The organism is Vibrio sp. D420a, assembly GCF_030248625.1.
GTDB lineage: Bacteria > Pseudomonadota > Gammaproteobacteria > Enterobacterales > Vibrionaceae > Vibrio > Vibrio fortis_A.
Genome location: NZ_JAHGAN010000023.1, coordinates 293,445 through 306,565, shown reverse-complemented (window position 1 = coordinate 306,565; position 13,121 = coordinate 293,445). Strand labels below are relative to the sequence as shown.

The following is a 13,121-nucleotide window of genomic DNA, read 5'->3' as shown; positions in this document are numbered from 1 at the left end:
TTTAACATTTTATTTATTGCGCTCCAAATAATAATCCTGTGCTAGCAGCTATTTATCGCTGTTTTGACCAACTATCGAATATTTCCTCACCATGCCTCTTAATTGGTTGTAGGTAAGCCCAAGCAGTTCAGCGGCCTGTTTTTGATTGTATTTGCTTGTTTTCAGGGCCTGATTGAGGAGTGCAATGTCTTGCTCCTCTTGCCACGCCTTGTAATCGAGAGGAAGCGAAAAGCTGCGCTCATTAGAAGTATGGTCGCTTGGTGCAGGATTGTCAGTTTCAGCCTGAGCTTCACTCCATGCTGGCTCGAACGGATTAAATACAAGAGATTCAATCGGCTCTGGATTACGGCCATGTTGGTAGATAGCTCGTTCAATCACGTTTTTCAGTTCACGAACGTTGCCCGGCCACGGGTAATCGATCAATGACTGTTTTGCTTCAGGTGAGAAGCCGACAAACAGCTCTAGTTCAAGTTCGCGGCACATCTTAATCGCGTAATATTCGGCAAGCAGTATGATGTCTTCTTTTCGTTCACGCAGGGGCGGCAGTGTAATCACGTCAAACGCTAAGCGGTCGAGTAGATCCGCCCTAAACTCACCTTTACTCGCCATATCGGGCAGATCGGCGTTGGTCGCACAAACCAGCCTTACATTGGCACTAAGGGCTTTTTGGCCACCAACGCGCTCGTACTGTCCATATTCGATTACGCGAAGTAGCTTTTCTTGAACAGCAAGAGGAGTGGTTGCTAGTTCATCGAGAAACAAAGTGCCGCCTTCTGCACGCTCAAATCGACCCTGATGACGACCCTTTGAGCCTGTAAAGGAGCCTGACTCGTGACCGAAGAGTTCGGAATCGATCAAGCCTTCGCTGAGTGTGGAGCAGTTCAATGAAATTAGGGGTTGGTCCCAGCGCTTTGAGAGGTAATGAAGACGCTGCGCAATCAACTCTTTACCGGTACCGCGTTCACCAATGATGAGGACTGGCCTTTCAATTGGAGCCAATTGAGAGACTTTATCTAGAACAGAGAGAAAACTTGGGGATTCGCCAATTAAATTTTGCTGCATAGGTGGCCTTATCAGTACGATTGTGTGACGCTGGTGGTGAAAAATACCAACACTTGGTTAATTTCATCATAGCATCTGTTGTTATAATCACCACCTAATATTAAGTTGTTGATTTTTAATGAGTATAAAATTGGCATGCAATTTGGATTACTAAGAATAAGTTTATCCGCGAGTGATAACACCATTCGCACAGTATCCATGGTTTAACCATTGGCTAAGTTGATTATTTAAGGAGTTCCTTATGGGTATTTTTTCTCGCTTTGCAGACATCGTAAATTCAAACATCAGCGCATTACTCGATAAGGCTGAAGATCCTGAAAAAATGATTCGTCTTATCATCCAAGAGATGGAAGACACATTGGTAGAAGTTCGCACCAATTCAGCGAAAGCTATCGCTGACAAAAAAGAACTGGCTCGTAAGGTTGAGTCTATCGAAGACCAAATTGCAGATTGGCAACAAAAAGCGACACTTGCACTGACTAAGCAACGTGAAGATCTAGCGAGAGCTGCTCTGATTGAGAAGCAAAAGCTAGAAGACATTATCAAGAGTCTTCACACTGAACAAACTCTAGTTGAAGAGACAATAGAAAAGCTAACCAGCGAAATCGGTAAGCTTGAAACGAAGATCGCTGAGACGCGTGCAAAGCAACAAGCGCTAGCGATTCGTAACAACGCAGCAAGCAACCGTCGTGATGTTCAAAAACATCTTCATTCAAGTAAAACAGATGAAGCGATGGCGAAATTCCAGCAAATGTCACGTAAAGTAGATGAACTTGAGGCGGAAGCGGATCTGTATGCTAAAACAGGTAACGCTAAATCCCTTGACCAAGAATTTGCTGAACTGCAAGCTCAAGATGAAATCGAGAAAGAGTTGGCGAAACTGAAACAGCAAGTTGAAAATCGCGATAAATAACCTAGGAGTTATCTATGTCATCATTTCTAATAGCTGTTCCACTTATTGTCTTTCTGATTTTTGTTGCTCCGCTATGGTTATTTTTGCACTACCGCAGTAAAAAGAAGTCGAGCAACGGTTTGTCTGAGACGGATCTTCAAAGGTTGCACCACCTTTCGCAACAAGCGGAGTCGATGCAAGATCGTGTTAAAACCTTAGAAAAGATCTTAGATGCGGAGTCCCCTAATTGGAGACGAAACTATGAGTAGAGAACTGTATCGCGACCCTATTAATGGCAAGTTATCAGGTGTTTGTGCCGGCCTAGCGAATTTCTTTGGTTTAGAAGTATGGTTAGTACGCATTATGGTTATCTCTGCGGCGCTACTGGGCGGCAGCTTCTTAGTGATTCTTGCTTATTTGGCTATGACGTTCATGATTGAAAAACAGCCAAGACGCTATGTCGATGAACTTAGGTCAAAACAGGAACACACTTTAAAGCAAAAGCCATGGGAGCAAGGTCAAACACCAGAATTCCTGCTCAACACTTTAGAGAGTGATTTCGAGAAGATAGAGCGCGATGTACGCAACATTGAAGCTTATGTCACATCGGATACTTTCAAAGTGAATCGTGAGTTTAAAAATATGTAGCACGTTAACTTGTTAACTTCCTATAACGGCTTGGATGATTATCGTCCAAGCCGTTATTTTTTTTGGATATTTTCTCAAAATAATTCAGGACATTAACTGGTAAGTTAGATGTGATTAATCTATGTTAATAAAATATTTATAGATATGGATGATCTCAAATGTATAAAGCCTCCCTTGTCCTTATGACAGCACTAGCAGGGCTGTCTGGGTGTGGTAAGGAGCTGCCTCCTGTCCCCGAACCTGAATCTCGACCTGCCAAACTCTTCACTGTTTCTGTCGGCAACAACACTTTTAAACGCGACTTTCCAGCCACAACAGAAGCCGGTGATAAAGCAGTCCTCGCATTCCGTGTACCGGGGCTCCTTCAAAGTATTGAGGTCACTGCAGGGCAAGTGGTCACAAAAGGCGACACACTCGCCATTCTCAACCCCGACGAGTATCAACTACTAGAAAAGCAGGCACGAGCTAACTATCTGTTGGCGGATGTTCAGTTCGAACGAGCTAAAAAGCTGCGCAAAGACCGCGTAGTTTCAGAGCAAGATTACGATCAAGCCAAAGCAAACCATAACTCGGCAAGAGCGGTATTAGACCAAGCTAAAGCTAACCTTCGATACACTAACCTTGTCGCTCCTTACGACGGTACCATCTCGATTATTCCTGCCGAAAATCATGAATATGTGGCTGCCAAAGAAGGGATTATGAACATTCAAACCAATCAGATTATGAAGGTTGTGTTCTTGCTTCCGGATCAGTTAATCACGCGCTACTCAGCAGGTTTTGAAACAGAAGCGAACATGGTGTTTGATGCCTTCCCGGATTATTCCTATCCGCTGACGTTCCAAGAGGTCGATACCGAAGCGGACCCTAAAACCGGTTCTTATAAAGTGACTATGGTAATGGAGCGTCCAACGGACATCGGTATCTTACCGGGCATGTCTGGTAACGTATTCCTCTCTTCAAATCGCGGTGCTGCAACCAAGATTCCAACCGCAGCAATGATTACAGAAAACGACGATACCTATGTATGGCGCGTGAACAGCGACGGCATTGTTGAGAAAGTCGCGATAGTGACGGATGAAAAGCGTCATATCGTTTCTGGGTTGAATGATGGTGACCGCATCGTGACATCTGGCGTTAATGAGTTGAAGTCAGGTGAAAAAGTCCGCGAGTGGATTAAAGAGAGAGGGCTCTAATATGAAGAATATTAAAAGAGCTATTGGGCTCTCCTGTCTAGCGTTACTTGCTGGTTGTGAACGACCAGAGGTGACGTCTGAAGTCAATGTGCCTTTGGTTCGAGCTATGGAAGTACAGGTTCTTGATTTTCATGACAAGCTCTACTTCCCAGCAGTCGCCAATGCGGCAGAGAAAGCGCACCTTAGCTTTCGAGTTGCAGGCGAAATTAACCGACTGACGGTAAAAGAGGGTGAGCGTGTCAAAGAAGGTGACGTGATTGCCGAACTCGATCCAACTGACTATCAATTAGAAGTCGATAACGCTCAGGCTCGATATACGGTGGTAAACAGCCAGTACAAACGTTCAAGTCCATTGGTTAAAAAAGGCCTATTGGCCAAGTCCCAATTTGATGAAATTGCAGCGCAGCGTCAAATCGCTTATGCCGAGTTGGAGTTGGCGAAACTGCGTCTTTCATTTACTAAATTGCGTGCCCCTGTAGATGGCATCATTTCTCGCGTAAGCGTCGACCAGTTCGAGAACATTCAGGTTGGCCAACAGATCGTCAATATTCACAGTGTTGAAGACGTTGAGGTGGTGATTCAGCTACCAGATCGTATTTATGTGAATCAACCTACTGAGACACTGGTCTCGGATATTCGAGCTTTGGTTCGTGTCCCTAGCGGCAATGAATATGAATCTCGAATTAAGGAGTTCACCACAGAGCCGGATCCGAGTACTGGTACGTTTACTGTGACTCTTGCGCTACCAATGCCAAAGGATGACCTGATCCTCGATGGTATGGCGGTTGAGGTGACTTCATACGGTCGCGATATTGGCTTAGAGCTCAAAGCAGGGGTGCTGATCCCAATTGAGTCGGTATTCAATGCTGACGGCGATCCTTTAGATAATAAAGACTCTTATGTCTGGGTTGTGAATGATGATAAGACCGTGACCAAACAACAGATCGTTTTAGGCAAAGCCAACCAAACAACCCTGCAAGTAATCAAAGGGTTAGAAATTGGCCAAACCATTGTGACAGCAGGTGTGTCGAAGTTAAGAGATGGGATGACAGTGGAAGTATTGTCTCAGGAGACGAATAATGAGTGAAGTGAATAACAAGCCTCAAAGCGATGATGAAGTAACAGGAGTTGCGGCATATTTCATTCGTAATAAGGTGATCAGTTGGATGCTATCACTTATCTTCTTGATTGGTGGTGTCTCAGCGTTCTTTGGACTAGGTCGGCTAGAAGACCCAGCGTTCACCATTAAAGACGCAATGGTTGTCACTTCCTATCCGGGAGCGACACCTCAACAAGTTGAGGAAGAGGTGACATACCCGCTTGAGAAAGCGATCCAACAACTTACTTATGTTGATGAAGTCAATTCTATTTCAAGTCGAGGACTGTCTCAGGTCACTGTGACCATGAAGAACAACTACGGCCCTGATGACCTTCCACAGATCTGGGATGAATTACGTCGTAAAGTGAACGATCTCAAAGGACAGCTACCTCCGGGGGTGAATGACCCGCAGGTGATCGATGACTTTGGTGATGTGTACGGGATTCTTCTTGCCGTCACTGGTGAGGGTTATTCTTACAAAGAGCTACTGGATTATATTGACTACCTCCGCCGTGAATTAGAACTGGTGGATGGAGTGAGTAAAGTCTCGGTCTCGGGGGCGCAGCAAGAGCAAGTTTTCATTGAAATCTCGATGAAGAAAATCAGCTCTTTAGGTCTTTCTCCAAACACAGTCTTTAATCTCCTTTCGACACAAAACGTGGTCTCAGACGCTGGTGCGGTGCGTATCGGTAACGAATATATTCGTATACACCCGACGGGGGAATTCCAGAATGTTGAGCAGCTCGGAGACTTGATTCTTACCGAAGGTGGCGCACAAGGCCTCATCTACTTGAAAGATGTGGCAGACGTTAAGCGTGGTTACATTGAAGTACCGACCAATATCATCGGTTACAACGGTAAGTTAGCACTTAACCTCGGGATTTCGTTTGCTCAAGGGGTGAACGTCGTGGCTGTTGGAGAGGCGTTTGACCGACGCTTAGCCGAGCTGAAATACCAGCAACCTGTAGGTATCGACATCTCTGAGGTATACAACCAACCGAAAGAGGTAGACAAGTCGGTTAGTGGCTTTGTGGTCAGTTTAGGACAAGCCGTTGCTATCGTTATCGTCGTCCTGCTGTTCTTCATGGGGCTGCGCTCGGGTCTGCTGATTGGATTGATTTTGTTGTTGACGGTACTGGGTACCTTCATCTTCATGCAGTACTTCAAGATCGATTTGCAACGTATCTCACTGGGGGCTCTGGTTATTGCGCTGGGGATGCTGGTGGATAATGCCATTGTGGTGGTCGAGGGCATACTCATAGGCACGCAAAAAGGCCGAACGCGTATGCAGGCCGCCACCGACATTGTTACTCAAACCAAGTGGCCTCTGTTAGGTGCGACTGTGATTGCGGTAACAGCCTTTGCGCCTATTGGGCTTTCAGAAGATTCGACGGGCGAATATTGTGGTACCTTGTTTACGGTGCTGCTTATCTCGTTGATGTTGAGTTGGTTCACTGCAATCTCAATCACGCCGTTCTTTGCTGACTTGTTCTTCAAAGGTCAGAAGGTGGATCCGGATAACGAAGGTAAAGACCCATACAACGGGATGGTTTTTGTTATCTACAAAAAGTTCCTTGAATTCTGTATGAAGCGCGCGTGGCTAACCATGCTCGTTTTGGTGATTGGTCTAGGTGCGAGTGTTTACGGCTTCGGTTTCGTGAAACAAGCCTTCTTCCCATCATCTACTACACCAATGTTCCAAGTGGATGTGTGGATGCCAGAAGGGACAGACATCCGTGCGACAAATACCAAGCTGAAAGTGCTGGAAAACTGGTTATCTGAGCAAGAGGAAGTTGAGCATATTACGACGACCGCAGGTAAGGGTTTACAACGTTTCATGCTGACGTATGCCCCAGAGAAGAGCTACAGTGCTTATGGTGAAATCACAACACGTGTAAAGAGTTATGAAGTCCTTGCTCCACTTATGAAGCGCTTTAGAGACTATGTTGATGCTAGCTTCCCTGAAATTGACTACAAGTTAAAGCAGATTGAATTGGGTCCAGGTGGCGGTGCGAAAATTGAAGCGCGTATCGTAGGTTCTGATCCAACAGTGCTGCGTTCAATTGCTGCTCAAGTGATTGATATTATGCATGCTGATCCGGGTGCATTTAACGTTCGTCATGATTGGCGTAACCGTACTAAGGTTCTTGAACCTCAATTTAACGAAAGTCAGGCTCGTCGTTACGGCATCACTAAGTCTGATGTGGATGATTTCTTGGCAATGTCGTTTTCTGGTAAAGCGATCGGTGTATATCGTGATGGTACGACACTGATGCCTATCGTGGCACGCCTGCCAGAAGATGAGCGTATCGACATCCGAAACATCGAAGGGATGAAGATCTGGAGTCCAGCATTGAGTGAATTCATTCCACTGCAACAAGTGACCCTAGGTTACAAGATGCAATGGGAAGACCCACTCATCATTCGTAAGAACCGTAAGCGTATGCTGACGGTGTTTGCTGACCCTGACTTACTGGGTGAAGAGACCGCTGCAACGCTTCAAAAGCGTCTACAACCACAGATTGAAGCGATTGAGCTTCCATCGGGTTATTCACTCGAGTGGGGTGGTGAATATGAGTCTTCAGCCGATGCACAAGCGTCGCTGTTTACTACGATGCCTCTCGGTTACCTGTTTATGTTCTTGATCACTGTGTTCTTGTTTAACTCAGTGAAAGAGCCGCTGATTGTTTGGTTGACTGTGCCATTGGCATTGATTGGTGTAACCACAGGCTTGCTCGCGCTCAACACTCCGTTTGGCTTTATGGCATTGCTTGGCTTCTTGAGTCTGTCGGGAATGCTGCTCAAGAACGGTATTGTACTGCTCGACCAAATCGATATTGAGATGAAGTCGGGTAAGGAGCCATACATCGCGGTAGTGGACGCTGCATTGAGTCGTGTTAGACCTGTTTGTATGGCGGCGATTACGACCATTCTGGGTATGATTCCGCTTCTACCGGACATCTTCTTTAAGCCGATGGCGGTAACCATCATGTTCGGTCTAGGCTTTGCGACAGTATTAACCTTGATTGTGGTTCCGGTGTTGTACCGCATGTTCCACAAAATCAAAGTTGTCTAACATTTTCATTATTATTTAAAGACTATAGTGCCCCATCAAGGGGCACTATTTTTTGGTCGCTGTATTGACCGTTAGGGAGAATCACAAATGACGACACAACAAGTCGAACAAACCTGTGCATGGGCATTGAAGCACGAGTTGGAAAGGGAGTATCACGATAAGGAATGGGGTATCCCGGTTCATGATGATCAGGTTCTGTTTGAGTTTATTACGCTTGAAGGTGCGCAAGCTGGCTTAAGTTGGATCACAATTTTGAAGAAGCGAGAAGGCTATCGAGCGGCATTTAAAGAGTATGACTTAGAGGCTTTAGCTGCAATGGATGAATCACATGTCGCTGAGATCATTGAAACGTATGATGTGGTCAAACACAAAGGCAAAATTGCTTCAGTATTTAATAATGCGCGTGCCGCAATAGAGTTACAGAAAGAATTTGGTTCAATCTCTAATGCGCTTTGGCAGTTCGTTGACCACCAAGTCGTCATGAACAACTGGCAAGAAATGTCTCAGGTTCCTGCGTCAACTGAACAATCAAAAGCCATGAGTAAATTCCTTAAAAAGCGTGGATTTAAGTTTGTCGGAGAGACGATCTGCTACGCATTTATGCAAGCGGTCGGCATGGTGAACGACCACCTGGTTGATTGCCCAAAAAAGTAGCGATAAAGCGATGGTAATTTAGTCGTTAGTGGAAATTAGACTAGTCTTTTCTATACTTTTCAATATTATATGCGGCCAGTAACATAGATTTATAAAAGAATGTGAAAAGACAGAATTATCAAATATGTGAGGCAACCTATGATCCACTACGTAGGCAGTTTCACTTCAATGATGGTGACATCGAAACGCTCTCTCCGCTTGAAGGCAAAGTCTTTGTTTTCTTATTGCAAAACGTAGGTGATTGCGTTGAGCGCAGTGTGATCTTCAAAGAGTGCTGGGGAGATGTCATTGTTTCTGAGCAAGCGCTGACCAACGTAGTATCAAAGCTGCGAAAAACACTCGCAAAAGTGACATGTGACTGTGCCTCTATTCGAACGGTGAGTAAAACAGGTTATTCACTCGAAGTCTCTTCACTGACTGCTATCGAAACTCAACACGCATCTGAGATGGTTGTTGAAAGCAATTCTGAGCAGGAGACAGAGATGTCTTCTGATGAAGACGCTCAACAAGTGCTCAAAGCGAAGCAAGACAAATTGAGTTCTAACGCCAAGCCTTCATTGATTGAAGGTGGACGAGCCTTCAACGTCGGCTTCTATTTCATTGTCGCGCTTTGTGCCGTTGTTATCGCGTTTAACGTATATCGAGTATTTGATTCTTCACTGCCTTACTTTGCCGACCAAGCAGAGTATTCGTCCAGTTATGTTGATAACAGCAACCACCATTACCTTCATGTCGTGAGAAAGGAACGTTACTCGATTGATGAACTTGAGCTCGCTCTCACAACAATGTTACCTAAGCACTGCCAACTGAGTGTTTTTGTCCGAATCTACCCTTCGGTTGACGAGCCAGAAAATGATGCTTTGAGTATGTTCGTACAGAAAGGAAACGGACAATCATTCAATTACATCGTATCGGTATTCGATCTTAAAACATCGTTTGATTCGTTCAAAAAGTATGTAGCAACGAGAGATTACCTATGCGGATAATATTTTTAGCAGTATTGATATTTGCCGCGGGTATGAGCTTTACGTTGGAGAAAGAGTCGCTTTCTGGTAGTCGCTGGCACTGTAAAACCATGAAAACCGATTTTCTTTCTAGAGCCTTTGAGCCTTATCAGTCACTCTATGAACGGATGATCTTCACGTTCCAGTCGGATGAGACATTCAGTATCAAAGAGTTCGTCACCATAACGGGAAAAGATGATTCAAGCCATGTGGTAGAGAATCTGTATAACGGATATTACAAGCAACAGGGCGACCGCTTATCAATGACCATTGCTGATGTTCGCACTGCGACGAAGCACCCTGACCCAGTAATCAACGCCGAATACAGTGAGTATCAAGGCATCACTATCGATTACAACTATCAAGTGGTGGATGATTACCTTTATCTGTTTAATGATAACCGCTCAGAGATCTTCAATTCGATTTGCTACCAAGTGAATTAATCAAGTGATTGAAAAGTAATTAGATAGAAAACGAAAAAGGCAGCCTGGTGGCTGCCTTTTAGTTAATGTTTGTATCAGTAATCTAAAGAAGCGCGTTGTAGCGCTCAAAGCCAGCTTCAAGATCTGCAATCAAGTCATCGACGTCTTCAAGGCCAATGTGCAGACGAACCAGTGTTCCTTCAAATTTCGGGTTCGCAACGGTACGCAGGCTATCAAAGCTCTTTGGCTCGTTCGCTAGAATCAAGCTTTCAAAACCACCCCATGAGTAACCCATACTGAAGTGTTCCATGCCATCTAACAACGCAGTTGTAGCGCGTGGGTAGCTAGTTTTAAGTACAAACGAAAACAGTCCATTACCACCGGTGAAATCACGCTTGAAGAACTCATGGCCTGGGCAACTTTCTAGTGCAGGGTGACGTACATGGTCCACCTCTGGGCGACTTTGTAGCCACTGAGCGACTTTTAAGCTGTTCTCGGCGTGCTGACGCAGGCGCACATCCAATGTTCGGATACCACGTAAACCTAGGTAAGCATCATCCGGAGATACACATTGCCCCATTAGGTAGCTTTGCTCACGCAGTTGGTCCCAATGTTTTTCATTGGCAACAGCAGTGCCTAGCATCACATCTGAGTGGCCGACAATGTATTTGGTTGCAGCTTGAATTGAGATGTCGACACCATACTCAAATGGCGAGAAGTTAACACCCGCAGCCCAAGTGTTGTCGAGCATAACGATGATATCGTGTTGATGAGCAATACGAGCCAGAGTTGGAATATCTTGAACTTCCATGGTGATGGAACCCGGAGACTCGGTAAATAGTATCTTAGTATTTGGCTGAATAAGATCTTTAATACCCTCACCGATGGTTGGCTCGTAGTAAGTGGTCTCTACACCCATCTTTTTCATGATGGTGTCACAAAAGTCACGCGTTGGCTCGTAACAAGTATCGACCATTAGAATGTGATCGCCCGTTTCTACGAATGAGAGGATGGCATTAGAAATTGCCGCAGTACCACAAGGATAAAGCGCACAGCCAGCGCCGCCTTCAAGCTCGACCATCGCGTCTTGGAAAGCAAAGTGGGTATTAGTGCCTCTACGGCCATAGAATAGAGTTTTGTTGGCACGGTTTACGGTTGCTTTGTGTTTTTCTGCAACCGTATCAAATACAACAGTTGATGCACGTTGAACGGGTGGGTTAACCACACCGTTGGTCCACTTTTTATCGCGGCCCGCTGTGATCAGTTTTGTTGTTTTGCTTTCGGACATACTCTGAATTCCTTATCAATCTATTATCCTTTATTTAAAACATGCCATTGGGTACGAAAGCAAGGGAAGTTAAAGAGTTTTTAGGAATTAACTAGACCCTTTAGTGAAAAAGGGTCTACAAAAGAAATTATCGAGAGGAATCAAAACCTAGAGTAATGGATTGAAGAGGTAAAATAGACGCTCAAAGAAGCGCGATTGAAGGCTTCGTTCTTGCCATTTATCGAGGCTGACTGGATGAGACGTCTCGATGTATGACTCTTGAAGGTCGGCAAGTTGACGCGTAAAGCTCACATCATCGACGGCAAGCGTTACTTCGAAGTTAAGCCAGAAACTGCGCATATCGATGTTCACCGTACCGATTAAGCAGAACTCCTCATCAATTACTACGGACTTGGTATGCAGCAAGCCACCGTAGAACTCGTAGATCTTCACACCCGCTTCAAGCAACTCGGTATAAAAAGCGCGAGATGCCCATTTAACCATGAGTGAGTCGTTGCTGTGTGGGATCACGAGCTCGACATTGACTCCTCGTTGCGCCGTCATTTTGAGGGTTTCTAGTAAATCTGCACTCGGTACAAAGTAAGGCGTTGTTATACGCACTGAGCGATTTGCTTGGTTAATGGCAATGCTCAGCACCTGTAGAATGAGATACTCTGGCATACCGGGACCAGACGGCACCACTTGAACCGGATGTCTGACTTCAGATTCATCAACTTTGCATTCAGGTAAGGCAGGCAAAATGCGTTCACCTGTCTCTACCTCCCAATCCCAACCGTGGATAGCAGACAATACGTTCACTGTTGGACCTGTAACTCGTACCATGACGTCAATCCACTGTCCAACACCTGCACCTTGTTTGAAATGGGCAGGATCGACCATGTTCATTGAACCGGTGTAGGCCACAGTTTCATCAATCACGATGATTTTACGATGCTGTCTAAGGTCTAGGCGTCTTAGGAACATACGCCAAGGGCTTACCTCAAGCGCTTGCACGACTTGCACGCCAGCATCACGCATCATAGAAAGCCAGTGGCTTTTGAAGAATCGCGGAGAACCTGCGGAATCGAGTAGAACCTTCACATCGACGCCGCGCTTTGCCGCACGGATTAACGCTGAAGCGACGGAATCGGTTAGGCCGCCCGGATGCCAGATATAGAAGACCATTTTGATACTGGTTTGAGCGTTTTCGATGTCTTCAATGATCGAATGCAAGATCTCATTGGGAGACGATTGCAAAGAGAGCGTATTGCCACTTAATGCAGGAATACCCATACGGTTGTTACACAGTTCATCGATTTTATGGATTGGCGAACCCACTTTGCCAGGCAGGTGCACTTGGCAGTGGTCCAATTGACGGAACCAATCACCGAAAGGGGTAAACATACGCTGGGCACGTTCTGCTCTTTTTCTTCCCAGATTCAACTCGCCGAAAAGGAAATAGCAGGCAACGCCCACAATTGGGACGATATAGATAACGAGTAGCCATGACAAAGATACGCTCACCGAGCGCCTTTTCAGCACCACTCGAAGCGTTACACCCGCAACCAGCACCCAGTAGAGCACAACGGCGGCCAAAGTTAAGAAATGATAGAGCTTTTCCACATCTAATACTCGAAAAAAGAGACACTTAGATAGTAATGCTATTTTGACAATTTGGGAATTTTACAGAACAACTATTTACAAAATAGAGTAAAGGCTGTAAATAGAGTAAAGTTGTTAAGTTTTAGTTAACTTAAGACGAAAACGATTGTTTTGTATGAAAAGTCGGCATTTAACCATAATA

Annotated in this window: 12 protein-coding genes; 9 read left to right on the top strand and 3 right to left on the bottom strand. The window is 45.2% G+C overall.

Annotated elements, in window-relative coordinates; all coding sequences use genetic code 11:
* Positions 1–48: 48 nt before the first annotated feature.
* A complete protein-coding gene (gene pspF / locus KI743_RS16340) occupies positions 49–1,062 on the bottom strand; it encodes a phage shock protein operon transcriptional activator (protein WP_032552130.1) in 1,014 nt (337 codons plus the stop codon).
* Positions 1,063–1,303: 241 nt separating this feature from the next.
* Between pspF and pspA the strand changes: the two genes are divergently transcribed.
* From pspA to KI743_RS16295, 9 genes are all read left to right on the top strand, one after another.
* The gene (pspA, locus tag KI743_RS16335) at positions 1,304–1,975 is read left to right on the top strand and encodes a phage shock protein PspA (RefSeq protein ID WP_032552131.1); all 672 of its coding nucleotides are present in this window, start codon (positions 1,304–1,306) and stop codon (positions 1,973–1,975) included.
* A gap of 14 nt (positions 1,976–1,989) precedes the next feature.
* Complete coding sequence (pspB, locus tag KI743_RS16330) at positions 1,990–2,223, top strand: envelope stress response membrane protein PspB (RefSeq protein ID WP_285467304.1); 234 nt, start codon at positions 1,990–1,992, stop codon at positions 2,221–2,223.
* Positions 2,216–2,602 carry an envelope stress response membrane protein PspC gene (pspC, locus tag KI743_RS16325; RefSeq protein WP_285467303.1) on the top strand — a complete coding sequence of 129 codons (387 nt, stop codon included), beginning with the start codon at positions 2,216–2,218 and terminating at the stop codon, positions 2,600–2,602. Before pspB ends, pspC begins: the two co-directional genes overlap by 8 nt.
* 158 nt (positions 2,603–2,760) lie before the next feature.
* Positions 2,761–3,795 carry an efflux RND transporter periplasmic adaptor subunit gene (locus KI743_RS16320; protein WP_285467302.1) on the top strand — a complete coding sequence of 345 codons (1,035 nt, stop codon included), beginning with the start codon at positions 2,761–2,763 and terminating at the stop codon, positions 3,793–3,795.
* Between the two features lies 1 nt (position 3,796).
* Positions 3,797–4,882: an efflux RND transporter periplasmic adaptor subunit gene (locus KI743_RS16315; RefSeq protein ID WP_152468985.1), complete on the top strand. Its 1,086-nt coding sequence runs from the start codon at positions 3,797–3,799 to the stop codon at positions 4,880–4,882.
* Complete coding sequence (locus KI743_RS16310) at positions 4,875–7,970, top strand: efflux RND transporter permease subunit (protein ID WP_285467301.1); 3,096 nt, start codon at positions 4,875–4,877, stop codon at positions 7,968–7,970. The genes KI743_RS16315 and KI743_RS16310 overlap by 8 nt, the downstream gene beginning before the upstream one ends.
* A gap of 87 nt (positions 7,971–8,057) precedes the next feature.
* A complete protein-coding gene (locus KI743_RS16305; RefSeq protein WP_150894159.1) occupies positions 8,058–8,624 on the top strand; it encodes a DNA-3-methyladenine glycosylase I in 567 nt (188 codons plus the stop codon).
* A gap of 101 nt (positions 8,625–8,725) precedes the next feature.
* Positions 8,726–9,610, top strand: a complete 885-nt coding sequence (locus KI743_RS16300; RefSeq protein ID WP_285467300.1) for a winged helix-turn-helix domain-containing protein — start codon at positions 8,726–8,728, stop codon at positions 9,608–9,610.
* Entirely contained in the window at positions 9,601–10,071 is a 471-nt protein-coding gene (locus KI743_RS16295) for a hypothetical protein (RefSeq protein ID WP_285467299.1), read from the top strand. The genes KI743_RS16300 and KI743_RS16295 overlap by 10 nt, the downstream gene beginning before the upstream one ends.
* 82 nt (positions 10,072–10,153) lie before the next feature.
* Here KI743_RS16295 and KI743_RS16290 read toward each other — a convergent pair whose 3' ends face one another.
* Positions 10,154–11,338: a cystathionine beta-lyase gene (locus KI743_RS16290; RefSeq protein WP_285467298.1), complete on the bottom strand. Its 1,185-nt coding sequence runs from the start codon at positions 11,336–11,338 to the stop codon at positions 10,154–10,156.
* Between the two features lie 147 nt (positions 11,339–11,485).
* The gene (gene cls / locus KI743_RS16285; RefSeq protein WP_032552141.1) at positions 11,486–12,940 is read right to left on the bottom strand and encodes a cardiolipin synthase; all 1,455 of its coding nucleotides are present in this window, start codon (positions 12,938–12,940) and stop codon (positions 11,486–11,488) included.
* Between the last annotated feature and the right edge of the window lie 181 nt (positions 12,941–13,121).